The sequence below is a fragment of the Sphaerisporangium krabiense genome (genome assembly GCF_014200435.1).
GTDB lineage: Bacteria > Actinomycetota > Actinomycetes > Streptosporangiales > Streptosporangiaceae > Sphaerisporangium > Sphaerisporangium krabiense.
Genome location: NZ_JACHBR010000001.1, coordinates 942,065 through 968,356 on the forward strand (window position 1 = coordinate 942,065; position 26,292 = coordinate 968,356).

The window sequence follows — 26,292 nt, forward strand, 5'->3', positions numbered from 1 at the left end:
TATCGATCATCGACATGAACCGCAGGCGGACCCGCAAACCGCATTGTTCAGGCGCTTTTGAATTATCGCCCAGGTAAGACGGCTTTCCTCATGTTTCGCGGCCCGATCTCACTTCCCTGGGACGAAAGCGACGGAAGGTGAAGAAGCAACGACTACCATCCTGTCCCATGACGTCCGCCGCGCCCGCCCCCAACCGCCGGGCGATCCTCGTCCCGCTGGTGGCCGTCCTCGCGGCGGCGACCCTAGGCGTCAGCGCCGCCTTCGGCGGCCTGGAGGAGGCCCCCGACAAACCGCTCCCCCAGCTCGGCAAGGGCGCGAGCTTCGACCAGGGCCAGGTAAAGACGGTCTTCGAGGACGCGGTGATCCGCCCGGGACGCATAGGACTCGGCGTCGTCGGCAAGCGCTACCTCCAACTCGTGCTGAAGGTCACCAACCAGACGGACGACACGATCTCCGCCCAGGCCATGGACCACGCCCTGCCCACCGTGCGCACCGACACCAAGGTGATCAAGCCCTCGGGCGACCCCGGCGACTTCGGGCCGCGCATCGTGGTCATCGCCGGAGACCAGACCTACGGGCAACTGCACCCCGGCGTGCCGGAGACCGTCGTGATGTCCTTCGAGCTGGCGGCCGGTGCGCCGTTCCCGAAGACCGTGCGCATCGACGCGGGCCGCGTCGAGTGGCACGAGTTCTTCTCCAGCAAGACGCACGCGTGGGTGCCCGTGACGGAGGAGGGGCCGCCGACGCCACAGGACCGCAAGGCCGGCAGGAGGTCGAGCCAGGTCCCGGCCGTCGCCGCCCGGGTCGCCATGCCCGTCAGGGTGGAGAACACGTGATGGTCACCTCACCGGGTCTCGTGCCCGACCCCGTCGCCACGCCGCCGCGGCCCGGCCGCCCGCGCGTTCCGCTCGCGCGCAGGCTGATCGGCGCGGTCGTCGGCCTCGCGCTGGTGTGCGGCGCGGTGTACGTCCAGACGTTCGTCCTAAGCCCGGAGGAGCTGAAGGACCCCCTCACCGCCTCGGGCGGCATGCGCGACGCGCTCGTGACCGATCAGTTCACCACCCGCGTGGAGCAGGTCGAGTTCACCAGATCCGTCCAGGTGAAGCGGACCTACTCGACCGACGACGCGAGGACCGAGCAGATCTTCATGGTCGTCAAGGTGAGCGCCACGGCACCGCGGCGACCGATCCAGCTCACCGCGCGCCTGGTCACCGCGGACGGAGCGCGCTTCGCCACGACCGACCGCGTGGGCACCGCCGCGACCTTCGCCAACAAGTGGGTGCAGCCCGGGTGGTGGGCGTCGGGCCTCTTCTTCTTCGAGGTCCCCCCGGCGCGGGTGGCGGGCGCACGCCTGGTCGTCTCGGCGCCGGGCAACATCCTCTACGGCGACACCTACCAGCCCGAGACGTCCACCGATCTCGGCCTGGACGAGACGGCGGCGGCGCGGATGATCGGCGCGGCCAAGGACGCCTACGAGGTGAAGGGCACATGACCGAGCAGAACCCGGACGAGACCGGCGTGTGGCCGCCGCCCGCCGGCGACCCCTCGTGGTTCACTCCGACCAGGCGTGTGCCCCGGGCGGACGCGCGGGTCTGGCCTCCCGCTCCCCCGGAGGAGCCTCCGGGCAGCTCCACCGTGCCCATCCCCGTGATCGGACGCAGGCCGCTCTACCAGGGCCCTCCCGTCCAGCCTCCGCAGCGTCCCGTTCAACCTCCGCCGGAACCCGTGCGGGACGCGCCTGACCCCTCCGAGGCCCCGGCGGCCTCCCGGTCCGCGCCCGCCGGACCGCGCTCGCGCCGGCGCAGGCGTCCCATGCGCAGAGCGACGAAGATCGGCCTGCAACTGTCCGGCGCGCTGGTGCTGGCGGCGGCGTACCTCGCGGTGCAGGTCCATGACGAGCTCAGCACGTACCGGGAGCAGTACCCCGTCGCCTCGGTGCGCTATGTGCCCCAGGGGCAGTCGGCCCCGCTCGGCGACGCCACCTGGCGGCTGATCAGCGTCAAGCCCGCGCCGGCCGGGTCCCAGACCCCCGAGACCCCCGGCCGGGACATGGTGCAGATCGAGCTGGAGAGCACCGGCCTTACCGCCGACGCGAAGTACTACACGACCACCCTTCCCGGCTTCTACATGGCCGACAAGACGGGCCGCCTCTGGCTGGCCCTGGCGGCGAAGACCCCTGAGGAGCTCGGCAAGGGGGTGACCGGCCGCTTCACCCTGGTGAGCGCGGTCCCGACGGCACTGGAGGACCAAGTGGAGCTGGTGCTGTACCCGACGGAACGGGCTGGGAAGGGCGAGTTCGGGCCGTCTCTGCGGTTCGCCCGCTGACCGCGGTGGCCCGCCGCCTGCGCTCGGCGCCCGCGGCGATGTCGAAGGTCGCCGCGAGCAGGCACGTCGTGAGGACGGTCACCGCCAGATCGATGGCGAAGAACCCCGGCACCAGCAGGACATTCCAGTACAACTGAGGGTGATCGGTGCCGATGAGGTAGAGCAGGCCCCGCCGCGTGTAGTCCTCGCCGACGCGCAGGGCGACGAAGCACAGCGCGAACAGGCCGAACAGGGGCGCGCCGCCCCGGACGGTCAGGCGGACGGTGTGCGCGAGCGGGACCCAGTGGCCCCAGCGGCCGAAGAACCGGGCGAGTATCTGCCGGGTGAGCGAATGCGTACGAGCGGTGATCATGTCCCCGGCTCTGGCCGCCCGGCCCTCCAGCCGCGTTCCCCTGATCACCGTGCGGGTGTCCTCGGCGTAGGCCCCGTACATGAGGATGGCGACGGTCAGCCAGACGGCGGGCAGCACGAGCGCGTCCCAGGCGTACGGCCACACCTCGCCGGCCCACCCCCAGAAGGTCTCCCAACCAGGGATGTGCACGTTCAGGACGCCGCGCAGGTTCTCCCACCAGCCGAAGGCGACCCGGCCGCTCACCCAGTCGCCGCGTGAGGCGATCACCTGGGCGCCGTAGTAGAAGAAGGACAGCTCGCAGAGGGCGAGGCTGAGAGCGGCGGTGCGGCTCTGGGCGCGCTCGTACCAGATGTTGCAGAAGTAGCGGCCGACGAAGGCGCCGACCATGATGGCGAGCGTGACGGTGTAGCTGAGGTCGATGAGCCCTCGGCCCGTGTCCATGGGCGATCCGGTGGCGAAGTCGGCGAACGCCCCCAGCGCGCCGTACTGCGCGCTCTGCCGCTGGACATCGGTGTTGAAGAAGTCCCGGACGTCGTCGGTGTACCAGCCCCAGCTCAGGTACAGGATCACGAACGGGACCATGACACGGCTGAGGCCGTCGGAGAAGCGTTCGTCCTGCTCGCCGTCCGCGCGCCGGGCGCGGATCTCCCACAGGGCGCCGCGCAGCGAGGCGAACATGCCCGCGGTGACGATCAGACTGGCCATGACCATGACGATGAAGACGAGCATCGTCAGGGCCAGACGGAGGTCGCGCATCGAGCCGTGCGACAGTTCGGTGCCGCCGACGAGCAGCCCCATGCGCAGGAGTTGTCCGGCCGAGTACCACATGACCAGCGGCAGGAGGCAGCGCCCGGCCAGCCGCAGGGTGTGCCACGGCAGCGCCCAGACCGACGGCGTGCGAGGGACCTGGGGCGGGTGGGGGCTATGGGGCGATTCGGACATCCGGTGCATCCTATCGACGGCGTACCGTCGATCGCAGCGGCATCGCGCGACGCGCGGGCCCATTTCAAGAAGCGTTGAAAGGCCCGGCCCGACACCCCGGGCACGCGAAAGGGCCGGTGCTCCGCGCGGAGACACCGGCCCTCAGGCGTCAGTGCCCTGCGGCGCGCGTCGGCGGACGCGCGCCGGAGGAGCGACAGGTCAGACGGCGACCTGGAGCTGCGAGACCTCGCCGAGGCGGGCCTCGACCGGAATGTCCCTGGTGAAGCCGCCGCCCGCGATGATGCGAACGGTCCAAGACCCGGGCGCCGCGAAGAAGCGGAAGACGCCCTCGTCGGACACCACGACCTCGCCGGTGAACTCACCGGAGTGGTCCAGCAGGCGGGCGTAGGCGGTGCCGGCGCCGGTGACGACGCCCTGGATCACGGCCTGGCTCGCCAGGTCGATGCCGGCGGGCAGCGCGACGGTCTGCTCCGGCGCGGCGCACCCCTGGATGGTGGTCATCGGGCCTCCCCGAGCTCGATCGGCACGCCCACGAGCGAGCCGTATTCGGTCCATGAACCGTCGTAGTTCTTGACGTTCGCCTGGCCGAGGATCTCGTGCAGGACGAACCAGGTGTGGGCGGAACGCTCGCCGATGCGGCAGTAGGCGATGGTGTCCTTGCCGAAGTCGACGCCGGCCTCGGTGTAGAGGGTGCGCAGCTCCTCGTCGGACTTGAAGGTGCCATCGTCGTTGGCGGCCTTGGACCACGGGATGTTGCGCGCGGTCGGGATGTGCCCGGCACGCTGCGCGGCCTCCTGCGGGAGGTGGGCCGGGGCCAGGAGCTTGCCGGTGAACTCGTCGGGCGAGCGGACGTCCACGAGGTTCAGCTTGCCGATCGCGGCGACGACGTCGTCGCGGTGCGCGCGCAGCGCCGGGTCCTGGTCCTTGGCGGCGTACTGCGTCTCGGGACGCGCGGGCACGTCGGTGGCCAGCTCGCGGGAGTCGAGCTCCCACTTCTTGCGGCCGCCGTCGAGCAGGCGGACGTTCTCGTGACCGTAGAGCTTGAAGTACCAGTACGCGTACGCGGCGAACCAGTTGTTGTTGCCACCGTAGAGGACCACGGTGTCGTCGTTGCCGATGCCCCGAGCCGAGAGGAGGGCCTGGAAGCCCTCACGGTCCACGAAGTCACGGCGGACCGGGTCCTGCAGGTCTTTCTTCCAGTCGATCTTGACGGCGCCACGGATGTGGCCCTTGTCATAGGCGCTGGCGTCCTCGTCGACTTCGACGAGCACGACGCCAGGGGTGTCGAGGTTGGCCTCGACCCAGTCGGCGTCCACCAGTACGGCGGAGCGGCTCATTACGGAACCTCCCGGTTATGGGGTTGCGGCGGGCATTAGACGGCGGATGATCAAGTACGTTTCGCAGCCGAGGCAGAAGCCGAAGGCGGCGTTCAGGAAGGCGGCCAGCAGGGCCGCGGCGGTCGCGCCGAGCGCGAGCGGTGTGATCTGTGCGGCGAGTCCGGCCACACCGGCCAGGGCGAACACCAGGCCCACACCCTGCGCGAAGCGGGGCGGGGCGGCGTCCTCCATGTGGACCGGGGGGCCGAGCTTCGGCCGCACCAACCGTCTGAAGAGCAACCCGTACGGCGAGGCGCCGGCGAGTCCTAGGGCGAAGACGACGCTCTGGGCCAGTAGGAGCCAGAGGTTGCCGGTGACCAGGACCAGCGCCAGGATGAGCGTTGTGACGGCCGCGGCGAACCGCGTACTTCGTGGATCAACCTGCATGGCGGGAAGCTCCTGAAGGGATTCGTGCCGGAAACGCGCGGGCACTATTCAGATCGGTGCGGCGGGAAGGCCGCCAGATCGCCCTCAGGCCATACGACAGAGCGCGGTCGCGACGCGGCAGAAATCGACCGCGCGCCGCTTCGTCAGCAGCTCTGTCGAGGGTGTCATGTCCACGACAGTACCTGTCGTCTCGCCGTCTGTCACGTCCCGTCCGTTTCATGAGATGTCACGAAACCCAGCGCGGCGATCACGTCAACCTTGCGCGGCTGGCCGGACGCCCTTTTGACAACGCGCCCCTCACGGTCGAGGACGAGCACCGTCGGAGTGCGCAGGACGTCGAAGCGCCGGACCAGGTCGAGCCGGGACTCGGCGTCGATCTCGACGTGCCGGACGCCGTCGACCATGCCGGAGACCTCCGACAGGACGCGGCGGGTCGCCCGGCAGGGCTGGCAGAAGGCCGTGGAGAACTGGACGAGCGTCGCGCGGTCGCCGAGCTCGTGCCCGATGTCGGCCGCCCCCATGACGTCCATGTCGCTCCTCGCCTGGCGCACGCGCCCGCCGCGGGCCTTCATCACCACCCCGGTGACCAGGCCCGCGGCGAGCGTGGCGCACAGCACCACCAGTCCTGTCATCGCCTGCGACAACACGCCTCCGCCCCGCGCCATTCCCGCCGCGGGCGGGGAATCGGCTAACTCCTGGACACCGACACCAGCAGTTCGCCGTCGGAGGTGCGGAACTCGAAGGCGCGGATGCGGTCCATGGTCAGGTCGGTGTGCCCGGTGAAGTTGGCCGGCTTCTTCATGCGGTACTCGGATTCGTCGACGGTCCAGCTCCCGGCCGGGGACTCGACGCCGTCCGGCCCGACCGCGACCACGCGGCAGGGGGTGCCCTTGGGAACGCCGGTGATGGTGATGTGGACGGTGGTGCCCGCGCCGCCGGGGACCAGCGTGACCTCGGCGCGGATGCCCTTCCTGTCGCCCTTGAGCACCAAGGGCGTCTCCGTGGCCATCAACGGGGCGTCGGAGGCGGGCGCCGACTCCCCGGCCGCGCCGGGCGCGTCCTGGCCGCGCTCGGGGGCGAAGCCCTGCCCGGTCGTGGGGCTGGACGCGGCGGGGCGCGCCGCGGTGGCGGTGGTCCCGTGGTCGTCGCCCAGGGCCAGCCACGCCGCGCCGCCGACCACGACGACGCCGGCGGCGGCCGCGGCGGACATCAGGATCCTGTTGACCCGGTGGCGCCGGGCGGAGGCGGCGACCAGCCGGTCGAGCACGGCCCGGGGAGGGCTGGCGACCTGCTCGATGTCTCCCTCCGAGACGCGCCCGAGCAGGGCGGTGAGGTCGTTGAGCTCCTCGAACTCCGCCTGACATTCCGGACATGTCGCCAAATGCGCCTCGACGCGGGCGGCCTCGTCCGCCTCAAGCGCCCCCACCGTGTAGGCCCCCAGGGACATCCGAACATCCTCACAGCTACCGCTCATGGCGCGAGACCCCGCTCCTCCAGCGCCAGCTTCAGCGCGCGAAGCGCGTAGTACGTGCGCGACTTCACCGTGCCGGGCGGGATGCCCAGCACCTCGGCGGTCTCCTTGACCGACCGCCCCCGGTAGTAGGTCTCCAGCAGCACCTCGCGGTGCTCGGGACGCAGGGCGGCGATGGCGTCGGCGACCCCCCACGACTCCACCGCGCGCTCCAGCTCGTCATCGGCGGGCAGCACGGCCAGAGCCTCGTCGGTGGTCTCCTGCGGCCGGGAGCGGCGGGCGCGGTGGTGGTCCACGACGAGATTGCGGGCCACCGTGAACAGCCACGCCCGGATCGGGCGGTCGGCCAGGACGTCAGGATGCTTCCACGCCCGCAACAGCGTCTCCTGCACCACGTCCTCCGCCTTGCCCGGGTCGCCCGTCAACCGCAACACGTAACCGTAAAGTGACCCCGCGTGCTCGTCGAAAAGGCTGCGGATCAGTTGCTCGTCGGCGGTTCCGGCGGGGCTCACATCCTCAAGACGTACGGCCCGGCGCTTCGGTTCAGCCACGCAGGGGCACGTCCCGCGCCAGGGCCTCCACCGCCAGCCCTTCCGGCGTGGTGCGCACGCTCTGGATCTTCAGGTTGAGCGGCAGGTTCTTGACCGGCACCGTGAACCCGAGCGCCCGCGTGGCGTCGGGGATCTTGATGCCGTTGACGTCGGACGGCGTGAGCCGGATACCGCCGGTGACCACTTCGATCTTCATCCGGGCGTTGACCGGCATGGAGATGCCCGCGACCGAGACGGTGCCGGTGACGTTGAGCGCGTCGTCGCCGTCGCCCGACAGGCGCAGGCCCTGCGGCACCCGCGCGTCCAGGGTCTTCTTGGAGATCACGATCGTGCCGGTGACCTTGTCGGCCCGGATGTCGGCCGTGGCGGAGTCCTGGATCAGGTCCATGAGCGGGGCGCGCACCCCGTACAGGACGGCGTCGATGCCGGACAGCTCCGCGCCGTCGGGAGTGGTCATCCGCCCCATGTGCACCTTGATCTCTTCGTACCGCCCGGAGACGGCCTGGGTGAGGAAGGGGATGCCCTCGACCTCGACCGTGGGCGCGGGCGACAGATCGTACTTGGCGGCGACCTGACGGGCGACCTCCCGCTCGACGCCGGCGACCGCGACACGGTCCAGCACGGCCAGGAGGACGCCGAGCAGGATGAGGAACACGACGAACTTGCGCATCCGACTCCTCCGGGGGACGTGCCATCCAGACTATCCGCGTCTACTCCCCCGCGTGATTCCAGAAAAACGCGGATTTCGTGGGGTATGCCGGAAAGCACGGTGGACAACCGAACGCATCCATTCACCACGGATTACCGCGAGATTCCCCGGGGAGGGGCCTCACCCCCCGGCGAAGGGCGGCAACACCTCCACCGTCGCGCCCTCGGGCAGCTCGACCGCGCGCCGGTCCCGGGTGCCCGCCGGCCGCCCGTCCACCAGGAACGACGACCGCCCCAGCACCCTCGGCAGGTCGGACCCTCCATGTCTCCTCGTGATCTCCGCCACGAGATCGTCGAGGTTGTCCGCCTCGAACGGCTCCTCCGCCACGCCGGCCGCCGCCCTGGCCGCGGCCCAGAAGCGGACCGTACCCCTCGCCATCAGGCCACCTCCCGATCTCCCGTCCACGCGGCGCCGCACGCGAGCCCGCCCACGTGCCGCGAGGGACCGCTCACGGCCGTCCCCGGCGTGATGGAGCCCTAACCGGCGGACCGCCTATGGGCGCCGACCGCCCGTGGGCTATCCTCACGTACTGACGGGACCTGGGCAGCGTAGCCCCCGGGTCCTTTACGTGTTTGTACGGCTGCCACCGTTACAGCGCGGGGAGGAGGCCGATGCGGTGAGTGAGCGAAGACGCCGTCCCGCCATGTCGGCTCCGTCCTCGACCGGCCTCGCCACGAGGAGGTGCCGTGAGTAACCTGCTCCTGCTCACCAACGCCCTGGAACCGTCGACGGAGATCCTGCCCGCCCTCGGGCTCCTGCTGCACTCCGTGCGCGTCGCCCCCGCCGAGGCGTCCGCGCTCATCGACGCCCCGCCCGCCGACGCCGTGCTGGTGGACGCGCGCCGGGAGCTCGCCCACGCCAAGAGCCTCTGCCGCCTCCTGCGCACCACCGGCGTCCACTGCCCGTTGATGGTCATCGTGACCGAGGGCGGGCTGGCCGCGATGACCGCCGAGTGGGGGGCCGACGACGTCCTCCTCGACACGGCGGGGCCCGCGGAGGTCGAGGCCCGGCTCAGGCTGGCCGTCGGCAGGCTCTCGATCGCCGCCGCCGAGGAGGTGCCCGACGAGATCCGCAGCGGCGACCTGTCGATCGACGAGGCCACCTACACCGCGCGGCTGCGCAACCGCGCCCTTGACCTGACCTTCAAGGAGTTCGAGCTGCTCAAGTACCTCGCGCAGCACCCCGGCCGCGTCTTCACGCGCGCCCAGCTCCTGCAGGAGGTCTGGGGCTACGACTACTTCGGCGGCACCCGCACGGTCGACGTCCACGTCCGGCGGCTGCGCGCCAAGCTCGGCGCCGAGTACGAGTCCCTGATCGGCACCGTGCGCAACGTGGGCTACCGCTTCGTCCCCGACCGCGGCGGCGACCAGAGCGACGACCGCGAGGCCGCGCCCGTCGTCCACTGACCGGCCGCGCCGGGCGAAGGGCCCGCGCCGCACCCCCCGGTGCGGAGCGAGCCCCGTGCCGCGGATCTCAGCTCGCGAGCGTGATGCGCGCGGTGGCGGGCGGGGCCACCGGCGAGTGGGCGCCCAGGTAGGCGACCAGCGCGTCGATGTCCAGCGGGCCGCTCCAGAGGTTCGTGCCCTCCTTGAAGACCGAGAAGCCGTCGCCGCCGCCGACGAGGAAGTTGTTGGCCGCGACGCGGATCGCCTGCGCGTCCGTCACCGCGGTGCCGTTGATCTTGATGTTCGACACCCGCGAGCCGATCGGCTGCGACAGGTTCATCGTGTAGGTCAGCGACGCGGACGGCTGCAGGACGCGCGTGATCGCACCGCCGTTCTGCCACTGCTGCTCCAGCAGCGCGTCGAGCCGGGCGCCGGTGAGCGTGACGACCTGCATGAGGTTGTTGAACGGCTGCACGGTGAACGCCTCGCCGTAGGTCACGACGCCGTCGCCCTCCGACCCGCTCTGCGCGTAGGTCAGGTCGGCGCGCACGCCGCCCGGGTTCATCAGCGCGATCTCCGCGCCGCCGCCCGTCTTGGCGGCCTCCAGCTGGGCGTCGGCGATCACGTCGCCGAGCGGCGTCTCGCCCGTCTGGCCGCCGGCCCTGCCGAGGTCTGCGGTGATCTTGCCGACCGGCTTGTTCGCCACGGTCGCGACCCGGTCCTTCCAGGTCTGCACGAGCGCCGCGGTGGCGGCGTCCGGGGTCACGTCCCGGGTGACGACGTGGTTGTCCGGCGTGACCGAGGAGCGGACGACCTCGCCCGTCTTCTTGTCCACCTGGAAGTCCACCGTGGTCAGCACGCGGCCGAACGACGAGCCCTGGGTGTAGTAGCGGTCCTGCCCGGCGGGGTCCTTGGTCTTGCAGACGTACGCCTGGTGCGAGTGCCCCATGATCACCAGGTCGACGTCCGCGCTGAGGCCCTGGGCGATGCGGGAGCCCGCGCCGGGGGTGACCGGGCAGGCGTCCGGGCTCTGGTTCGGGGTGATCTGGTCCCCCTCGTGGACCAGCGCCACGATGGCGTTCACGCCCGCCTGGCGCAGCAGCCTGGCCGCGCGGTTGCCCGACTCGACCTCCTCGGCGAACTTCAGGCCCGCGATGCCCGAGGCGGTGACGATCGTCGGCGTGGTCTGCGTGACCAGGCCGATGAAGCCGACTTTGACGCCGCCGACCTTTTTGACGGCCACGGGCGGAAGCACGTACCGGTCGTTCTTCTCCTTCAGGACGTTCGCCGCCAGGTATTCGTATTTCGCACCCCGCCACCTGCCCGCGGGAGAGCAGCCGTCGACCGGGTGGCAGCCGCCGTCCTGAATGCGCCTGAGCTCGTCGATGCCCTCGTCGAACTCGTGGTTGCCCACCGAGGAGACGTCGAGCCCGAGCCTGCCGAGCAGGTCCACGGTGGGCTCGTCGTGGTAGGCGGCCGAGATCAGCGGCGTGGCGCCGATCAGGTCGCCCGCGCCCACGACCACGGTGTCGTCGTTCTCGGCGCCCAGCGACTTCAGGTGCGTCGCCAGGTACGCCGCGCCGCCCGCGGGGACCGAGACGCCGCTCTCGTTCACGATCGCGCCGCCGGACCCGGTCGGGGGCTCCAGGTTGCCGTGGAAGTCGTTGACGGAGACCAGCCGGACGGGAACCGTCTTGGGTAATTTGGGCGGCTTGGGGTGCGCCGTCGCGGGGGCGGCGGCCATGGCGACACCGGTCACGGCCACGACGGCGGCCAGGCCGATGCGCATGAGGGTAAGTGCACTCATATTCGTCGACACTAGAGACGCAACCCCAGCACAAAACGACGCGGAGGTAACAATCAGCCCCACTAATTAGTGGCGTCTTTTGCCAGATTAGAGTTCCTTCCATGACGACGCGCGTGGAAATCCTGGAGCGACTGGACGACCGGGCGGCACGGGACGCGACCGCCCTCGCCGACGCCGCCGCCGAGGCGGACGGGGCGCGGCCGCTCAGCGAACACGTCATGCTCCAGCTCCGGTACGGCGTCGCCCCGGGCGGCCGGGCGCTGCTCGTCCACGACGACGGCGCCCTCGCGGGCTTCGCCTGCCTCGACCCGGCCGGCTCAGAAGACCGGGGCGGCGAGCTGGTCGTCCACCCGGCCCGCCGCGGGCGCGGCCTCGGCCGGCTGCTGCTGGAGGCCACGCTCGCCGAGGCCGGCGGCCCGCTGCGCCTGTGGGCGCACGGCGACCATCCGGCGGCGGCGCGGCTGGCCGCGGCCCTGGGGTTCGCGCGGGTCCGCTCGCTCTGGCAGATGCGCCGCCCGCTCGCCGACCCGCTCCCCCCGGCCGTCCTCCCCGAGGGCGTCGCGCTGCGCGCGTTCCGGCCGGGCGCCGACGAGGACGCCTGGCTCGCCGTCAACGCCCGCGCGTTCGCCCACCACCCCGAGCAGGGCGCCTGGACCGGCGAGGACCTCGCGCTGCGCGAGCGCGAGCCGTGGTTCGACCCGGCGGGCTTCTTCCTCGCCGTGCGCGGCGACCGCCTGGCCGGCTTCCACTGGACCAAGGTCCACGACGCCGAGCCCGGCACCGGCGACGCGGCGATCGGCGAGGTGTACGTCGTCGGGATCGACCCCGCCGAGCAGGGCGGGGGCCTCGGCAAGGCCCTCACCGTGGCGGGCCTGGAACACCTGCGCGCCCGAGGGCTCTCCCACGTCATGCTGTACGTCGACGAGGACAACCCCTCGGCCGTCCGCCTGTACGAGTCCCTCGGCTTCACCCGCTGGGCCGTCGACGTGATGTACCGCCACCCCGCCTGAGCCACCCCGGCACATCACTCGCGCTGTCGCAATTGCCACATCCGGCGACCTGAGGAGGCGTCACGCTGGAGGCTGCGCGCAGACCCGCGCGAGCCGGCCCCGCCGCCGACAAGCACAGCGAGGCACACGTGAACAACTCCAACCCCGGAGGGCCGGGGACCTTCTGGTCCCTGCTCGGCCCGATCGAGCGTGACTCCCTGCACGCCATCGGCTGGATCAGGGAGTTCGCCCCCCGCCAGACCCTGGGCGACCGCGACACCCTGCCCGACCGCGTCACCGTCCTGCTCGACGGCTACGCCAAGGAACTGTACGGCTCCGCCGACGGCGACGAGTCGCTGATCGAGATCTTCGGCCCCGGCCACCTGGAGGGCGAGCTGGCCCTGTGGGACTGGCCCTGCCGCGGACGCATCGAGGCCCTCACCCCCGTGCGGACCCTCCAGGTCCCCAAGGACCGGTTCGTGAACTTCCTGGCCGAGGAGCTGCCGGCGGGCGCGGCCCTCATGAAGAGCCTCGGGCACCGCCGCATGCTCGCCGCCCGCCGCCGCGCCCCCGGCCCCGGCGTGCGCGCCCCGGCCAGGATCGCCCTCCACCTCATCGAGCTGGCCCTGCGCTTCGGCCGTCCCTCCGGCGCCGGCGTCGTCATCGGCCCGCCGCTCACCCAGACCGAGCTGGCCAGCTTCGCCGGCGTCGACCGGGTCGCCGTGGCGCGCGCCTTCCACCTCTGGCGTCCCAAGGGGAACGGCGCCACCTGCGTCCACGCCCACCACGACATCGTCGAACACCAGGGCTCGACGATCCGCGTGAAGGACATGGACGCCCTGCGCGCCGCCGCCGGGCCGTGGGCCGCCGAGTGGGAGCCCTCCGCCGTCGCCTCCGCCCCCGGCAGGACGGCGGCCCGGCGGCAGCTCCCGGCCCTGCGGATCCCCGCCTCCGGGACCGCGCCCGCGCAGCTCCCCGCGGTCGGGCCGTGCTTCGCCGGCAGGGACGCCGAGATCCGGTTCCTGGACGGCCTGGTCACCTCGCCCCACCGCCCGCGCGCGGTGATCGTCGAGGGCATGGCCGGGGTGGGCAAGTCCGCGCTCGCCGCCTACTGGGGTCACCTGGTCAAGGGCGAGCACTTCAGCGGCGGCCAGCTTCACCTGGACCTGCGCGGCGCCCCCAACCGTCCCCTCACCACCGCCGAGGCGCTCGGCCAGCTCCTGCGCGGGCTCGGCGTCACCGGGCCCCAGATGCCCGTGGACGAGAACGAGCTCGTGGCCGCCTACCAGCGCAGGCTCGCCGACCGCCGCATGCTGGTCCTCGTCGAGAACGCCGGCGAGGACCCCGAGCTGATCAGGCCGCTGCTGCCCCCGTCCAACCGCTGCCTGCTGCTGGTCACCACGCAGGCGACGCTGGCCGGCCACCCCGGCCTCACCCCCTCCGACGGCGTCGAGCCCCTGCCCCTGGACGTCATGGCCGAGCACGAGGCGCTCCAGCTCATGTCCGCCGTCCTCGGCCCCGGCGACGCGCGGCTGCGCGAGCACCCCGCCGACGCCACGCGGCTGGTGCGGCAGTGCGCGCTGCTGCCGCTCGCCCTGCGCATCACCGCCGCCAAGCTGGTCCAGCACCCCGCCGAGCGCATCGCCGACACCGTGCGCGACCTCGACGGGCAGGACCGCCTGTCCAAGCTCGCCCAGGACGACGAGCCCCGCGCCGCCGTGCGCCCCGCCTTCGAGGTGTCCTACCGCGTCCTGACCGCCGAGCTGCGCCGCACCTTCCGCTACCTCGGCCTCACCACCGGCCCGGACATCGGGATCGACGCCTGCGCGGCGCTCCTGGACGAGACCGTGCCCGACACGCGGCGCCGCCTGCGCGCGCTGAGCGGGCTGAACCTCCTCACCGCCCGGTCCCGCGAGGGCGAGGGCGAGCGGTTCGCCGTCCACGACCTGCTGCGGGTCTTCGCCAAGGAACGGGTGCTGCTGGAGGACAGCGAGGCCGAACGCACGGGAGCCGTCCGGCGCCTGCTCACCCACTACCTCGCCACCGCGATGCGCGCCGGCGACGCGCTCGGCCGTCCCCGGCGCGTCCTGCACGACCGCGCCGTACGGCCGCACGCCGCCTCCGACGCCGAACGCGACCGTCACCTGACCTGGTTCGAGTGCGAACGCCGCAACCTGGTCGCCGCCGCCCACCAGGCCGCCAGGCACGGGCTGCACTCCTTCGCCTTCGACCTCGCCGACGCCGTCTACGACTTCATGACCTCCCGCGGCTACGTCAGGGACGTGATCGGCGTCCACAAGGCCGGGCTGGCGTCGGCGCAGGCGATGGACGACTGGCCCGCCACCGCGCGGATGCTGCACCACCTGGCCATCGCGCACCGCGGCATCGGCCAGAACGTCAAGGCCCTCAGCTACGGCGAGGACGCGCGGTGGGGCTTCCAGCGGCTCGGCGACAGCCGCGGCGAGGCGGAGGCGCTGGACAACCTGGCCGACGTCCGCGGCGTGCTCGGCCGCTACCGGCTCGCGATCGAGCACTCCGAGGCGTCCCTGCGGCTGCACCGCCTCGCCGCCGACAAGGCCGGCGAGGCCGAGGCGCTGGACACGATCTCCCAGAACCTGCGCCGGCTCGGCGAGTACGCCGCCGCCGAGGAGCACGCCCTGCGGGCGCTGCGCATCCGCCGGGCCGTCAAGGACCGGGCCGGGGAGGCCGAGACCCTGCTCAACCTGGCCCGCCTGCACTACTACCGGGGCGCGCCGCGCACGGCCGTCGTCCACGGCCTCGAAGCGCTGTCCCTGCGCATCGACCTGTCCCTGCGCGCCCACCGCGGCGACGAGCCGAACTCGGCCGCCCCCTACCGTGAGCTGGCCCGCATCCACCGCCACCTCGGCCTGCGCGCGCTCGCCCGGCGCGACGCCGAACAGGCCCTGCGCCTGTCGCGCGCCAGCGGCGACCGGCACGGCGAGGGCGAGGCGCTCACCGTGCTCGGCAAGCTGCTGCGCGACGGGGGCGCCCACGCCGAGGCGCTGTCCCGCCTGTGGCAGGCCGTCCGCCTCGGGCACGAGATCGGCCACAAGCGCGGCGAGGCCGAGGCGCGGGCGGCCATCGGCGTCGTCTACTTCAAGCTCGGCCGGTACGCCGAGTCACGCGAGCACCTGAACCTGGCGCTGGAGATCCGCAGGGAGATCGCCGACCGGGCCGGGGAGGCCCACGACCTGGAGAACCTCTCCCGGACGCTGCGCCGGCTCGCCCGCTACGAGGACTCCCTCCAGCAGGGGCTGCAGGCGCTCAAGCTGTGGCGCGAGCTCGGCGTCCCCGCGGGCGAGGCCCGCACGCTCGGCGGCCTCGCCCGGACCTACATCCGCGTCGGCCTCACCGAGGACGCGCTGCGGGCCGCCGAGACGTCCCTGGCCATCCGCGAACGGGGCGGGGACGCCATGGGGCTCGGCCTCGACACCATGGCCCGCGTCCTGCTGCGGCTCGGGCGGCCGGAGCGGGCGCTGGACATGGCCGTCCGGGCCGTGGGAGAGATCCGCGAGATCGGCGACCGGCAGTACGAGGGGTCGGCCGTGAACAACCTGGCCAGGATCCTGCTCGCCCTCGGCAGGCCCGAGAAGGCGGAAGACCACGCGCGCCGGGCCCTGGAGATCGCCAAGGACGCCGGAGACCTGCGCGAGCAGGCCTCGTGCCGGCACACGCTCGGCCTGGTCGCCCAGCACCGCGGCGACCACGCGGGCGCGCTGCGCGACCTGGAGGAGAACCTGCGGCTGCTCCGCGAGACCGGCAACCACTCCCGCCAGGTGGAGGCGCTGCGCGCGCTCCGCCTCTCGCACGAGGCCATCGGCAACGTCCGGGAGGTTCAGGAGTGCGAGCAGCGCGCCCACAACATCCAGCGGTGGCTGGGCGGCTCGTGACGGGGGTCCGGCGTTACTCGACGACCCAGTGGAGGAGGTAGTAGGACAGGGCCGCCACCAGGGCCGCCGCGGGGATCGTCAGGACCCAGGCCGTGACGATGTTGCCCGCCACGCCCCACCGCACCGCCGACAGGCGCTTGGTCGCGCCCACACCCATGATCGCGCTGGTGATGGTGTGCGTGGTGGAGATCGGCGCCTTGGCGGCGATGGCCATCGTGTAGAGCACGAGGGACGCCGCGCTCTCGGCGGCGAAGCCCTGCGCGGGGGAAAGGTGGATGATGCGCCGGCCCAGCGTCCTCATGATCCGCCAGCCGCCGGAGTAGGTGCCGAGGGAGATCGCCGCGGCCGCCGCCAGGATCACCCACTGCGGGATCGGGTCGTGCTCGGCGACGTACCCCCCGGTGTAGAGGGCGAGGAAGATGACGCCCATCGTCTTCTGCGCGTCCTGCAGGCCGTGGCCGAGCGCCATCGCGGCGGCCGAGACGGTCTGCGCGTACCGGAAGCCCCTGCCGGCCTTGTGGGGATTGGCCCGGCGGAAGATCCAGAGGATCGCGATCATGATGAGGGCGCCCAGGAGGAAGCCGATGAGCGGCGAGAGGATCATCGGGATGAGGACCTTCTGCACCACGCCGTTCCACTGCACGACGCTCGACGCGGCCAGGGCCGACCCGACGAGCCCGCCGATCAGCCCGTGGCTGCTCGACGACGGCAGCCCGAAGTACCAGGTGACGAAGTTCCACACGATCGCGCCGATCAGGCCCGCCCCGACGACCACCAGGCCGTGCGTGCCGGACGGCGGCTCGATGATGCCGGTTCCGACGGTCCGCGCCACCTCGGTGCTGATGTGGGCGCCGACGAAGTTCATCGCCGCCGCCATGAACAGCGCGGCGCGAGGGGTGAGGGCGCGGGTCGAGACCGAGGTCGCGATCGCGTTCGCGGCGTCGTGGAAGCCGTTGGTGTAGTCGAACACCAGGGCGATCAAGATGACGCCGACGACGAGTGCGAACTCCACTTAGCTTTCCTTGACCGCGATCGACTCGATCGTGTTCGCCACGTGCTCGAAGGCGTCGGCGGCCATCTCCAGCTGATCGATGACCTCCTTCATCTTCATGACGGTGAGCGCGTCGTACTCACCGCTGAAGAGCTTGGCGAGCAGGCGGCGGTACACCTGGTCGCCCTGGTTCTCCAGGCGGTTGATCTCGATCCAGTACTCGTTCAGGTTGTTCATCGAGCGCAGCCGTGGCATGGCCTCGGCGGTCAGCTCGGCCGCGCGCTCCAGCACCTCGACCTGGCGCACGACCTCCTTGGGGAGATGTTCGATCTTGTAGAGGCCGATCAGGTCGGCGGCGGCCTCCATGTAGTCCATGACGTCGTCGAGATTCGAGGCGAGACGGTAGATGTCCTCGCGATCGAACGGCGTGATGAAGCTCTCGTTGAGACGATTCATGATCGCGTGGGTCCGCTCGTCACCCGCATGTTCGCAGGCGCGCATCTTTTCGGCCAGGGCTTCCCTGTCCGAACCGTCGCTGATGATCTCTACCAGCAACCGGGATGCGGTGACCAGATTGTTCGCCGAGTCGGCGAACAAGTCGTAATAGCTGTCCTCACGCGGTGTGAGACGCAGGCGCACGTCGTTCTCCAGATGTGCGGGGACTGTCCGCAGAGAAGAGTAAGGGGTACCAGCTGAAATGCGAAGTTCGCCGCACGAACCCCGTCTCGTAACCCTCCCTTCGTCCAGGAGTTGCCCATCATTCGCCGAACGACACCGCCCGGCGCCACGGTTCCTCACGAGACCCGCTGGAGCCCCACCTTCGTGGGCGACCGAGGTATCGGCCCCACCGTCCCGCCGGGCCCCGCGACCGAAACCCCCTGCCCCCGTAAGTCGGATTACACGCGGCGCCCTCCACCGAACCTACGCCCCGCCGCCCCTCCCGAACCGCCCAACACCCCAAGAAGCCCCAGAAAGGCCACAGAGGCCACACAGGCCGGGCCAAGACCATCAGAACCCGCGCCCCTGACGGGGGATCGGCGCGCCCGCTGAAGGGACGCCCCCGGCCCCGCCCAGGAGAGCGGACTCCTCCACGGCCGGAAGACAGGCCAGCCACCTCAACCCTCGAAGAGACGGACCTACCTCACCCTCGGGACACTCGGCGAAAAGGACCTCTCAAACCGACGTCCGGTGGAAGTTCAGGAACGAGCGGCTCGGCGTCGGACCACGCTGCCCCTGGTACCGCGACCCGTAGTGCGCGCTCCCGTACGGATGCTCGGCCGGCGAGCTCAGCCGGAACATGCACAGCTGGCCGATCTTCATCCCCGGCCACAGCTTGATCGGCAGCGTCGCGACGTTCGACAGCTCCAAGGTCACGTGCCCCTCGAACCCCGGATCGATGAACCCCGCCGTCGAGTGCGTGAGCAGCCCCAGCCGCCCCAGGCTCGACTTCCCCTCCAGCCTCCCCGCGATGTCGTCCGGCAGCCCGATCACCTCATAGGTGGACGCCAGCACGAACTCCCCCGGATGCAGGATGAACGCGTCCTCCCCGTCCGGCACCACCAGCCGCGTCAACTCGGCCTGCTCGATCGACGGATCGATGTGCGGGTAGCGGTGGTTCTCAAAGACCCGAAAATACCGGTCCAACCGGACATCGACGCTGGACGGCTGGATCATCGTCGCGTCGAACGGGTCGATCCTGACCCTGCCCGACTTGATCTCGGCACGGATGTCACCATCGGATAGCAGCACCTCAGCAACCTACCAACGCCCCACCCCCCCAACCGGCCCCGAGCCGACCCCACCCCCCGAATCCGAACTCGCCCCCCTCCAGGGAGGTGCCCGCCCCCAAGTTCCGCTAGAGTTATCCCCGTCGTCAGTCCCCTGACCGACGCGGGTGTAGTTCAATGGCAGAACATCAGCTTCCCAAGCTGACAGCGCGGGTTCGATTCCCGTCACCCGCTCCAACATCTCTAAGCAAGCACCTCTGCCAGCAGTCTGAACGCTGGCACATGCCGAGGGCGGATCAGGCTGAAGTCTCGCCGGTCGATCGTCGCGATCTGAGTGATGCCCAAGCGCTCCGCGTTGGCGACCACGGACACGTCAGCCGGGTCAAGACGAGCGTCCCTGTAGAACTGGACGAGTTCGGCCATGCGCCGCACATCAGCGGGAAGCAGATCAACCGACTCGAATTCCTCAGTAACAAGATCAAGGAACTGCGCATGTGCGGCAGGACCCATATGCCTGGTGATCGTCCAACCGGCTTCAATCAAGGAGGATGTCGCGCAGGTGGTGCTCGGCCACCAGGCAGTAGTGCGGGAGCCGCCGCCGCGGCCTCGCAGCCGACGAACTCACCGCGAAAGAACGGCAGCGGGTGTTCGGACTGTCCCACGCCTAGCTTACCGGCCGACGCCACGGCGATCGTGTGGTCGCCCGCGTCGATCTCCTCGAGCACGGCCAAACGAAAGCCGTAGGGCGGGGCGGCGGAACGCCGTCATCACATCCCACCTGATCACGGCCCATCCGCTTCCGAGGCAGGCGGTGCCGCTGCCGCGGTACCAGCATGACCAAGTTTCGCTCGTTAGTCCAACTATCGTTTGGCTTACGATAGTTCTTGTGAAGATAAGAGCATGGGTCAAACGGCTCTGGATCACCCTCGCCTGCGTGCTCGCCCTGGCGATCGGGGCCAGTGCGTGGATCGTCGTGCAGAACGATTTCGCCGTGCGCGAGGTGCGGGTGACCATCCCCGGACCGAAGCAGCCGCTGAAGGCGGTGCTCGCGCTGCCGACGGAGGGAAAGGGCCCGCGGGGACTGGTTGTCTTCGCTCACGGGGACGGCGTGGCCGACGCCTCCGGGGATGGGCTCTACCGGCCGATCTGGGAGGCGTTCGCACGTGCCGGATACGCCTCGCTGTCCTGGAACAAGCCCGGCGTCGACGGCGCGCCGGGGAACTGGCTCCACCAGAGCATGAGCGATCGCAGCGCGGAGGTCGAAGCCGCGCTGGACTGGGCGAAGAGGCGACCGGAGATAGACCCGAATCGGCTGGGCGTGTGGGGGATCAGCCAGGGTGGCTGGGTGCTGCCCAAAGTGGCGGGAGACCGTACCGACCTGCGCTTCATGATCCTGGTGGGCGCGGCGGTGAACTGGTTGCGGCAGGGTGAGTACAACCTGCGGGCGCAACTTCATGATGAGGGTGCGCCGGACGGCAGGATCGACGCCGAGCTCCGCCGGCATGCCGCCCGGATCCGCCTTCTGGAGGACGGCGCCGGGTATGACGAATACCTCGCGTCCCGGCTGGGCGACCCGCCGATGAGCGAGGACCGGTGGCGGTTCGTTCTCCAGAACTTCCGCGCCGATGTGACGGACCAGCTTCCGAAGGTGCGTACCCCGACTCTTCTCGTGCTCGGGGGCCACGACCGCAACGTTGACGTCAAGGAAACCGAGGCCGCCTATCGTGCGGGCATCCCCCGGAACCTGCTCACGGTCGAGAAGTTCCGGGACGGCTCCCACAGCGCGGTCGAATACGAACTGGCCAAGCCCGGCAGCGTCTGGGGGCTGATCACGTTCGTCGCCGCGCCCCGCTCGCTCTACGTGCCCGGCTACCTCGACTCGCTCACCGAGTACGTGAAGAAGCACGGGCAGTGACCGCGGGGGAACTCCGTCACCCGCTGACCGCCTCGGCAGAAAGCACAGCAGCTGCTCTCATCTACGAGCACCGATTTCTGGCTCTCCTTCTCGAAGGGAGATCTCCTGCAACGTGATGACACGCTCACCGTTTCTTGGAAGGTCACAGCATGGACGTCCACGTCCCCACCCGGATGCTCGTCGAAGCGCTCATCCGCACCGACCTCACAGTCGACGCCGGCGACCTCTACGCGACCGCGAACCTGCTGGGCATGAACGACCAGCAGGTTCGCCTGTGCGTCAAACGCCTGGTCGCCGAGGGACGCTTCCTCCAGGAGGGACGGGGGCGCAAGGCGATCCTGCGCGCCACCAGTAGCGCCGAACGCGCGATAAGTCTCGACGTCGAGTCGGTCACCCACGCCTTCCACCAGGACGCCGGGCTAGCCCCCTGGGACGGCGCTTGGCACCTCGTCGGCTTCGCCGTACCGGAAAGCGCGCGGCCCGCCCGCGACGCGTTGCGCACCGCCCTCACCTTCCTCGGCGGCGCCGCCATCCACGGGGGCCTCTACCTCAGCGCCAATCCGTGGGAGCCGTACGTCGAGGAGCACGCCCGCCGACTGGACATCCTCGACCACGTCACCTTCCTGACCACCCGGGACCTCCGCCGCGGCGAGGAGACCGATCCCGTCGCGCTCACCCGGGCCATGTGGCCGCTGGACGAGATCGCCGAACGTTACGACCGGCTCGCCGCGGTGGCGGAGCCCCGGCTCGCGCTCATCGAGGATCCCGCCGCCCTGTCCGGGACGCGGCGGCTGACCATCGCGGTGGAACTGGCCGCGGAGTTCACCCGCGCGATGGAGGCGGACCCGCTCCTGCCTCCCGAACTTCTCCCTCAGCCCTGGCCCGGCGCCCGGGCCCGCGCCCTGACCGCGCGCTGCTGGTCGCTGCTGGAGGAGCAGAGCGGCCAGGAGGACAGCGGCATCCGCCTGTTCAGGCTCTACGGCGGCATAAGCCGTCACGACACCTCTACGACGACCTCCACCGACCCGGTCCGCTTGACCAGGCCGGCAAAAGACCGGCCGGAATCGATCGCCACCTCGGGCGGGTGAACGCCGGGTCCCAGGCCGGTGGCGACTTCGACCGCACGTCCGGCCGTGCGGGGATCTGGTCCACCGACGGGGAGCCGGTCACCGGGGCGAGCGCCGTCTGCCGCTTCGGGCGCCGGAACGGCCTCTGGTCGGATGAGTCGTTCGTCCGGCCACGCCGCAACCGCCCTCAGCCGAGGCTTTCAAGCGCGGCGACGGCACGGCCTCGCTCGTCCTCGTCGCCGGTCTCGGCGGCGATCGCCAGGGCCAGCCGATGCCGCTGTGCCGCCTCACCGTCACGGCCCATGGTGCGCAACGTCTCACCGATCGCGTTGAGGACACTCGCCTCGCCGTACCTGTGCTTGGTCGACTGGAAGATCTCCAGCGCCTGTTCCAGGTGCCACAGGGACTCGTCGAACTCCGCCTGATGGCACAGGGCGGTGCCGAGGTTGCTCAGCGCGGTCGCTTCCCCGTCACGGTGCTCGATCTCGCGGAACAGGCTCAGCGCCTCGCGCAGTTTCGCGACGGCAAGCGTGTTCTCACCCAGCAAGCCGTAGCTCTGGCCGAGGTTGGACAGGGCGATGGCCTGCCCGGCACGGTCGCCGAGAGCGACGTAGAGGTCATGCGAGGCCAAGAAGTGCTGTGCCGCCTCGGTGTGCTCGCCGATCGACTCCTCAAGGTTGCCCAGATTGGTCAGCGCCGCCGCCTCCCCGCCGAGGTCGTCGATCTCGCGGTAGAGCGCGACGGCCTGGCCGTGCCGGGCGGCAGAGGAGGCGTACTTGCCGAGGCGTTCCTCGATGATGCCCAGATTGGAAAGCGAGCGGGCCTGGCCGTGGCGGTTGCCGATGCGCCGGCACAGTTCCAGCGCCTCGCTCAGTTCGTCGGCGGCCCAAGCGTACCGGCCGAGCAGCCGCAGGATGACCCCGGTGTTGGTCCGCAGATGCGCCTCGCCCTCCGAGTCTCCCGTCCTCCGCGCGGCGTCGACGGCGCACTCGTAGATCGACAGGGCCTCGGTGCCGTGCCCCGACTCCAGGTAGCGGTGTAACGCGGCGGCGAGGGTGACCGCCCGCTCAGGCCGTCCCTGCCTGACCGCGAACTGGCAGATCGTGCCGAACGACGCCAGCTCGCTGTCCAGCCACGACAGTGCCGCACCCGGCGAGAGGGCGACGCCGCTGGGCCGAAGGGCGAGCCCGGCGTGCCGCCAGCACTCGCTCCACCCGGGGTAGAGGGTGTTGCTCGCCTCGACGGCGGTCCCGCAGTAGTGCTCCAGCAGTCTGTCCGTGGCCGCCTGCCGCTCGGTCTCGCGGTCCACGGCACGGCTCATCTCGGCGGCGTACGCACGCAGAAGGTCGTGAAACCCGTAACGCCCCACGTCATCGCAGCGCAGCAGGTGCGCCGAGGCGAGCCGGTCCAGGAGCCGGGCCGCGCCGATCTCGTCGATGTCCGACAGCGCCGCTACACAGGCCAGTGTGGAGTGCGGCGCCGGGTTCAGGCTCAGCAACCGGAACAGGCGCTGCGCCTCGGCGTCGAGCAGCCGGTACGAGCAGCCGAAGACATGCCGGATCGCCGCCCCACCGCCCAGGTCGAGCAGATCCAGCGGGCCGGCCCGCCGCAGGCGCGTCACCACGCCGGTCAGCGGCAGATGCCCCTGCGCCCCGGCGTACTCGGCGGCCAGGCGCAGCGCCAGCGGCAGGCGGGCGCAGATGGTGGCGAGCGAGTCGACGCTGTCGGGATCGGTGCCCGCCCGCTCGCCCAGCAGCCGGCGCAGCAGGTGGACGGCGTCCGCGCGGGGCAGCAGATCCAGTTCGACGCGGCGTGCGCCGTGCAGGGCGACCAGGGGGGCCAGCCTGTCCCGGCTGGTGATCACCATGAGGGTGTCGTGGGTGCCGGGCAGCAGCGGCCGCACCTGCTCGGCCGAGGCCGCGTTGTCGAGCAGCACAAGCAGCCTGCGGCCGTCGGTCTCAGTGCGCCAGCACGCGGCCCGTGACTGGGTATCGGCAGGAATGTCCTGATCGGACACGCCTACGGCTGTCAGCAGGCGGCCCAGCGCCTCGTGCGGGGACAGTGCGTGTTCGGCGTCGTCGCCGCGCAGGTCGAGATGGATGCGCCCGTCGGGGAACAGCTCGCGGTTGTGGTGACCCCAGTGGACGGCGAGCGCCGTCTTGCCCACGCCCGCGGTGCCGCAGACGACCGCGATCCCCGGTGGGCGGCGGGCGTTCGCGGCGTCAAGCAGGGCCAGCTCGTCGGCGCGGCCGGTGAAGTCCGGCACCGGCGCCGGGAGCTGCCGCGGAATCCGTGGCACACCACGGCCTTCCCGCTCCTCAAGTAGCCGCCGGTGCGCCCGTTCGAGTTCCCCGCTCGGCTCCACGCCCAACTCCTCGGCCAGCACGAGACGGGTGGCCTCGTACCGCTCGAAGGCGATCGTCCGCTGGCCCATGGCCTGGTACGCGCGGATCAGCGTAGCCTGCACCGCCTCGTCGAGCGGGTTCGCCGCGCCCTGCACCGCCAGCGCGGCGATGATCTCCGCGGCGTTGCCCGCCCGCAGCATGAGATCCCAGTAGGAAAGCTGCGCGCGGCGGCGCTCAGCCTTGAGGCCCCACACCTTGGGGTGGTTTTCGAGCGCCGGCACGTCGCACAGGGGATCGTCCCCCTCCCACAGCCGCAGCGCCTCGCGGAAGAGCGCGGCCGCCCGCGCCGGGTCGCCGTCGCTTTCGGCCTGCTGCGCGGTTACCACCGTACGTCGGAAGCGCAGCAGGTCGAGGACGCCCTCGGCCAGGCTCAACAAGTAGCCGTCGCCGACGGTGGAGAGCACGCCGTCCTGGCCGCGCGGACTGTGCCGCGGGTCGAGCAGGCGGCGCAGATGTTTGGCGTGGGTGTGCAGCACGTTGACGGCGCTCGACGGCGGCCGTTCACCCCACAGTGACTCGATCAGCTCCCGGCGGGTGGTCAACCGCCCGGCGTTGAGCGCCAGGACCCCCAGCATCAGACGGCGGGCAGGAGGTCCGGCATCGACTTCAAGATCATCGTGCCACACTCGCAGGCGGCCAAGCACCTGGATGACAAGCACCACCACAGTTTAGTGGCGATGTTCAGTAAACATCCAGAGGCCGTCCAGAGGCCGGAGTTTCCCTTCGCTCAACGCTCTTCCACGAAGGGAGTACCTATGGCCAAATGGAAAGCGGGGATCGCGAGCGTCGCTTTAGGACTGTTGGCACTGCTCGTCCCCACCACCCCGGTGACGGCGGAACCGAAGAAGCCCGCACCGGAACCCGCCGTCGCACAGGAGTGCGGCGCCGACCTCAAACAGCACGCGGCGAAGCTCGCCGCGACCGGGAAGTCCGGGACCGCCACCTGTGTCCGCAAGCAGGCGAGGAAAGCCAAGAAGGACACGACCGGCGCCAAGATCGCCGCCGACATCTGCGGCGGGAGCTCCACGCTGACCCGGACCGCCGCGTGCGTGATCGACGACGGAATCGTGCTCATCTTCACGGTGCCCAACGGAGCCGTCATCGGCACGATCGAGTACACCGTCTCCAGCTTGACCACCCTCGACTACAGTTCGCTGCAATGGAGCCAGTCGTGGCACTACCAGGCCAACTCCGTCGCCGGCCCGTCGATTCCTGCGGTGCTCGACACCCTCGTCTACGCCGAGCCGGAATGCCTCGCCAGTTGCACGGTGTCCAGCAGCGGGCTGGTCGGCGGCTCAGCACTTCCTGGCAGGGTCCACTCGACCACCACGCACTTCACCAGCCCGGTCAGTGGCTATAAATGGGGTGCGCGCGGCGGCATGAAGTACTGGTTCGCCAACGCGGCGTGGGTCAACCCGACGACGAACATCCGGACCACGACGCCGGCGGCGCATCGCTGCGACGACGCGCTGCCCAACTACCCCAAGGGCTGCGTCTACGACTCGGTCCGCCCGGTGCACGACGTCCAGTCATCTCGCTATCCGGAGTATGCCCGCCACCTCCGGTACGCCATCACTTATTACGGAATGCCGAGCATCCTGACCAGGACCCAGAACCAGACCATCATCGACAACAACTACAAAACGGCATGCCCACCGGGGTATCCCAAACCCACGACTCCGGGAACGTGGTCCTGTGACGAGTACCCCTACAAGTCCACCTACAACGGCGCGTCCTCCCAGCCCTACGGCCGAAACATAATGATCATCGATTGGAACACCGGGTACGGGTACGACTGCGGCGCATCGTGGCTGGACATCCGTGGCCTCGGCGACTCCGGCGGTTACAGCGTCTGCATGATTCCCTTGGCGGAGAACAGCCTCGGCGGATCGGACCTGGGCGCCTTCTACTACAAGTCCCGGGTCCTGGACGGAGACCAGTTCCAGGTCCGCGTCATCTGACCCCGATCGGATAACTTGCCT

25 protein-coding genes and 1 tRNA gene are annotated in these 26,292 nt (G+C 70.7%); 10 read left to right on the forward strand and 16 right to left on the reverse strand.

Annotated elements, in window-relative coordinates; translation table 11 throughout:
* Window positions 1–167 precede the first annotated feature (167 nt).
* From BJ981_RS04030 to BJ981_RS04040, 3 genes are read left to right on the forward strand one after another with little or no spacing between them, the layout of a single operon-like run.
* Window positions 168–836, forward strand: a complete 669-nt coding sequence (locus BJ981_RS04030; RefSeq protein ID WP_184608372.1) for a hypothetical protein — start codon at window positions 168–170, stop codon at window positions 834–836.
* Window positions 833–1,492: a hypothetical protein gene (locus tag BJ981_RS04035; protein ID WP_184608373.1), complete on the forward strand. Its 660-nt coding sequence runs from the start codon at window positions 833–835 to the stop codon at window positions 1,490–1,492. Before BJ981_RS04030 ends, BJ981_RS04035 begins: the two co-directional genes overlap by 4 nt.
* Window positions 1,489–2,325 carry a hypothetical protein gene (locus tag BJ981_RS04040; protein WP_184608374.1) on the forward strand — a complete coding sequence of 279 codons (837 nt, stop codon included), beginning with the start codon at window positions 1,489–1,491 and terminating at the stop codon, window positions 2,323–2,325. The genes BJ981_RS04035 and BJ981_RS04040 overlap by 4 nt, the downstream gene beginning before the upstream one ends.
* Here the strand turns inward: BJ981_RS04040 and BJ981_RS04045 are convergent.
* The 10 genes from BJ981_RS04045 to BJ981_RS04085 form a co-directional block, all read right to left on the reverse strand.
* Entirely contained in the window at window positions 2,210–3,619 is a 1,410-nt protein-coding gene (locus tag BJ981_RS04045; RefSeq protein WP_184608375.1) for a hypothetical protein, read from the reverse strand. The genes BJ981_RS04040 and BJ981_RS04045 overlap by 116 nt on opposite strands.
* Before the next feature lie 198 nt (window positions 3,620–3,817).
* Window positions 3,818–4,120, reverse strand: a complete 303-nt coding sequence (locus tag BJ981_RS04050; RefSeq protein WP_184608376.1) for a DUF1416 domain-containing protein — start codon at window positions 4,118–4,120, stop codon at window positions 3,818–3,820.
* On the reverse strand, window positions 4,117–4,956 hold the full coding sequence (locus BJ981_RS04055; RefSeq protein ID WP_184608377.1) for a sulfurtransferase: 840 nt from the start codon (window positions 4,954–4,956) through the stop codon (window positions 4,117–4,119). The genes BJ981_RS04050 and BJ981_RS04055 overlap by 4 nt, the downstream gene beginning before the upstream one ends.
* 15 nt (window positions 4,957–4,971) lie before the next feature.
* The gene (locus BJ981_RS04060; protein WP_184608378.1) at window positions 4,972–5,382 is read right to left on the reverse strand and encodes a DUF4395 domain-containing protein; all 411 of its coding nucleotides are present in this window, start codon (window positions 5,380–5,382) and stop codon (window positions 4,972–4,974) included.
* An 84-nt stretch (window positions 5,383–5,466) separates the two neighbouring features.
* Window positions 5,467–5,550 (reverse strand): putative leader peptide, encoded by an 84-nt coding sequence (locus BJ981_RS39600; RefSeq protein ID WP_358546035.1) that lies wholly within the window; start codon window positions 5,548–5,550, stop codon window positions 5,467–5,469.
* Window positions 5,551–5,582: 32 nt separating this feature from the next.
* Window positions 5,583–6,014, reverse strand: coding sequence for a TlpA family protein disulfide reductase (locus BJ981_RS04065; RefSeq protein WP_184608379.1), 432 nt, complete (start codon window positions 6,012–6,014; stop codon window positions 5,583–5,585).
* Between the two features lie 56 nt (window positions 6,015–6,070).
* Window positions 6,071–6,856: an anti-sigma factor family protein gene (locus tag BJ981_RS04070; RefSeq protein ID WP_260324608.1), complete on the reverse strand. Its 786-nt coding sequence runs from the start codon at window positions 6,854–6,856 to the stop codon at window positions 6,071–6,073.
* Window positions 6,853–7,365, reverse strand: coding sequence for a sigma-70 family RNA polymerase sigma factor (locus BJ981_RS04075; protein ID WP_184608381.1), 513 nt, complete (start codon window positions 7,363–7,365; stop codon window positions 6,853–6,855). Before BJ981_RS04075 ends, BJ981_RS04070 begins: the two co-directional genes overlap by 4 nt.
* A gap of 31 nt (window positions 7,366–7,396) precedes the next feature.
* On the reverse strand, window positions 7,397–8,074 hold the full coding sequence (locus BJ981_RS04080; RefSeq protein WP_184608382.1) for an LmeA family phospholipid-binding protein: 678 nt from the start codon (window positions 8,072–8,074) through the stop codon (window positions 7,397–7,399).
* A gap of 159 nt (window positions 8,075–8,233) precedes the next feature.
* The gene (locus BJ981_RS04085; RefSeq protein WP_184608383.1) at window positions 8,234–8,491 is read right to left on the reverse strand and encodes a MoaD/ThiS family protein; all 258 of its coding nucleotides are present in this window, start codon (window positions 8,489–8,491) and stop codon (window positions 8,234–8,236) included.
* A gap of 308 nt (window positions 8,492–8,799) precedes the next feature.
* On the opposite strand from BJ981_RS04085, the gene BJ981_RS04090 reads away from it, so the two are divergent.
* Complete coding sequence (locus tag BJ981_RS04090) at window positions 8,800–9,519, forward strand: winged helix-turn-helix transcriptional regulator (RefSeq protein WP_184608384.1); 720 nt, start codon at window positions 8,800–8,802, stop codon at window positions 9,517–9,519.
* Between the two features lie 67 nt (window positions 9,520–9,586).
* On the opposite strand, the gene BJ981_RS04095 is transcribed toward BJ981_RS04090, so the two are convergent.
* Window positions 9,587–11,305, reverse strand: a complete 1,719-nt coding sequence (locus tag BJ981_RS04095) for a bifunctional metallophosphatase/5'-nucleotidase (protein WP_184608385.1) — start codon at window positions 11,303–11,305, stop codon at window positions 9,587–9,589.
* A 101-nt stretch (window positions 11,306–11,406) separates the two neighbouring features.
* Here BJ981_RS04095 and mshD point away from each other — a divergent pair, with 101 nt between their 5' ends.
* Both mshD and BJ981_RS04105 read left to right on the forward strand, forming a co-directional pair.
* Window positions 11,407–12,315: a mycothiol synthase gene (gene mshD / locus BJ981_RS04100; RefSeq protein ID WP_184608386.1), complete on the forward strand. Its 909-nt coding sequence runs from the start codon at window positions 11,407–11,409 to the stop codon at window positions 12,313–12,315.
* A gap of 128 nt (window positions 12,316–12,443) precedes the next feature.
* On the forward strand, window positions 12,444–16,205 hold the full coding sequence (locus tag BJ981_RS04105) for a tetratricopeptide repeat protein (RefSeq protein ID WP_184608387.1): 3,762 nt from the start codon (window positions 12,444–12,446) through the stop codon (window positions 16,203–16,205).
* A gap of 13 nt (window positions 16,206–16,218) precedes the next feature.
* On the opposite strand, the gene BJ981_RS04110 is transcribed toward BJ981_RS04105, so the two are convergent.
* The 3 genes from BJ981_RS04110 to dcd form a co-directional block, all read right to left on the reverse strand.
* Complete coding sequence (locus BJ981_RS04110; protein ID WP_184608388.1) at window positions 16,219–17,217, reverse strand: inorganic phosphate transporter; 999 nt, start codon at window positions 17,215–17,217, stop codon at window positions 16,219–16,221.
* Complete coding sequence (locus BJ981_RS04115) at window positions 17,218–17,835, reverse strand: DUF47 domain-containing protein (protein ID WP_184608389.1); 618 nt, start codon at window positions 17,833–17,835, stop codon at window positions 17,218–17,220.
* A 534-nt stretch (window positions 17,836–18,369) separates the two neighbouring features.
* The gene (gene dcd, locus BJ981_RS04120) at window positions 18,370–18,945 is read right to left on the reverse strand and encodes a dCTP deaminase (RefSeq protein WP_184608390.1); all 576 of its coding nucleotides are present in this window, start codon (window positions 18,943–18,945) and stop codon (window positions 18,370–18,372) included.
* A gap of 141 nt (window positions 18,946–19,086) precedes the next feature.
* Here dcd and BJ981_RS04125 point away from each other — a divergent pair.
* Window positions 19,087–19,160, forward strand: a tRNA-Gly gene (locus BJ981_RS04125).
* A gap of 6 nt (window positions 19,161–19,166) precedes the next feature.
* On the opposite strand, the gene BJ981_RS04130 is transcribed toward BJ981_RS04125, so the two are convergent.
* Window positions 19,167–19,433, reverse strand: a complete 267-nt coding sequence (locus tag BJ981_RS04130; protein ID WP_184608391.1) for a PIN domain-containing protein — start codon at window positions 19,431–19,433, stop codon at window positions 19,167–19,169.
* A 424-nt stretch (window positions 19,434–19,857) separates the two neighbouring features.
* Between BJ981_RS04130 and BJ981_RS04135 the strand changes: the two genes are divergently transcribed.
* Both BJ981_RS04135 and BJ981_RS04140 read left to right on the forward strand, forming a co-directional pair.
* On the forward strand, window positions 19,858–20,838 hold the full coding sequence (locus BJ981_RS04135; protein ID WP_184608392.1) for an alpha/beta hydrolase family protein: 981 nt from the start codon (window positions 19,858–19,860) through the stop codon (window positions 20,836–20,838).
* Window positions 20,839–20,987: 149 nt separating this feature from the next.
* Window positions 20,988–21,926, forward strand: a complete 939-nt coding sequence (locus tag BJ981_RS04140) for a PaaX family transcriptional regulator C-terminal domain-containing protein (protein WP_204070764.1) — start codon at window positions 20,988–20,990, stop codon at window positions 21,924–21,926.
* A 166-nt stretch (window positions 21,927–22,092) separates the two neighbouring features.
* Here the strand turns inward: BJ981_RS04140 and BJ981_RS04145 are convergent, their stop codons facing one another.
* A complete protein-coding gene (locus BJ981_RS04145) occupies window positions 22,093–24,885 on the reverse strand; it encodes an AfsR/SARP family transcriptional regulator (protein WP_184608393.1) in 2,793 nt (930 codons plus the stop codon).
* Window positions 24,886–25,065: 180 nt separating this feature from the next.
* On the opposite strand from BJ981_RS04145, the gene BJ981_RS04150 reads away from it, so the two are divergent.
* Window positions 25,066–26,271: a hypothetical protein gene (locus BJ981_RS04150; RefSeq protein WP_184608394.1), complete on the forward strand. Its 1,206-nt coding sequence runs from the start codon at window positions 25,066–25,068 to the stop codon at window positions 26,269–26,271.
* Window positions 26,272–26,292 lie beyond the last annotated feature (21 nt).

What these genes read in the sequence shown, in the direction of transcription:
- BJ981_RS04050 (WP_184608376.1), bottom strand. Translation starts at nt 4,120, where the DNA reads ATGACCACCATCCAGGGGTGCGCCGCGCCGGAGCAGACCGTCGCGCTG.
- BJ981_RS04150 (WP_184608394.1), top strand. Translation starts at nt 25,066, where the DNA reads ATGGCCAAATGGAAAGCGGGGATCGCGAGCGTCGCTTTAGGACTGTTG.
- BJ981_RS39600 (WP_358546035.1), bottom strand. Translation starts at nt 5,550, where the DNA reads ATGACACCCTCGACAGAGCTGCTGACGAAGCGGCGCGCGGTCGATTTC.
- BJ981_RS04130 (WP_184608391.1), bottom strand. Translation starts at nt 19,433, where the DNA reads ATGGGTCCTGCCGCACATGCGCAGTTCCTTGATCTTGTTACTGAGGAA.
- BJ981_RS04060 (WP_184608378.1), bottom strand. Translation starts at nt 5,382, where the DNA reads ATGCAGGTTGATCCACGAAGTACGCGGTTCGCCGCGGCCGTCACAACG.
- BJ981_RS04085 (WP_184608383.1), bottom strand. Translation starts at nt 8,491, where the DNA reads ATGGCGAGGGGTACGGTCCGCTTCTGGGCCGCGGCCAGGGCGGCGGCC.
- mshD (WP_184608386.1), top strand. Translation starts at nt 11,407, where the DNA reads ATGACGACGCGCGTGGAAATCCTGGAGCGACTGGACGACCGGGCGGCA.
- BJ981_RS04040 (WP_184608374.1), top strand. Translation starts at nt 1,489, where the DNA reads ATGACCGAGCAGAACCCGGACGAGACCGGCGTGTGGCCGCCGCCCGCC.
- BJ981_RS04070 (WP_260324608.1), bottom strand. Translation starts at nt 6,856, where the DNA reads ATGAGCGGTAGCTGTGAGGATGTTCGGATGTCCCTGGGGGCCTACACG.
- BJ981_RS04140 (WP_204070764.1), top strand. Translation starts at nt 20,988, where the DNA reads ATGGACGTCCACGTCCCCACCCGGATGCTCGTCGAAGCGCTCATCCGC.
- BJ981_RS04055 (WP_184608377.1), bottom strand. Translation starts at nt 4,956, where the DNA reads ATGAGCCGCTCCGCCGTACTGGTGGACGCCGACTGGGTCGAGGCCAAC.
- BJ981_RS04095 (WP_184608385.1), bottom strand. Translation starts at nt 11,305, where the DNA reads ATGAGTGCACTTACCCTCATGCGCATCGGCCTGGCCGCCGTCGTGGCC.
- BJ981_RS04030 (WP_184608372.1), top strand. Translation starts at nt 168, where the DNA reads ATGACGTCCGCCGCGCCCGCCCCCAACCGCCGGGCGATCCTCGTCCCG.
- BJ981_RS04045 (WP_184608375.1), bottom strand. Translation starts at nt 3,619, where the DNA reads ATGTCCGAATCGCCCCATAGCCCCCACCCGCCCCAGGTCCCTCGCACG.
- BJ981_RS04080 (WP_184608382.1), bottom strand. Translation starts at nt 8,074, where the DNA reads ATGCGCAAGTTCGTCGTGTTCCTCATCCTGCTCGGCGTCCTCCTGGCC.
- BJ981_RS04145 (WP_184608393.1), bottom strand. Translation starts at nt 24,885, where the DNA reads ATGCTGGGGGTCCTGGCGCTCAACGCCGGGCGGTTGACCACCCGCCGG.
- BJ981_RS04065 (WP_184608379.1), bottom strand. Translation starts at nt 6,014, where the DNA reads ATGACAGGACTGGTGGTGCTGTGCGCCACGCTCGCCGCGGGCCTGGTC.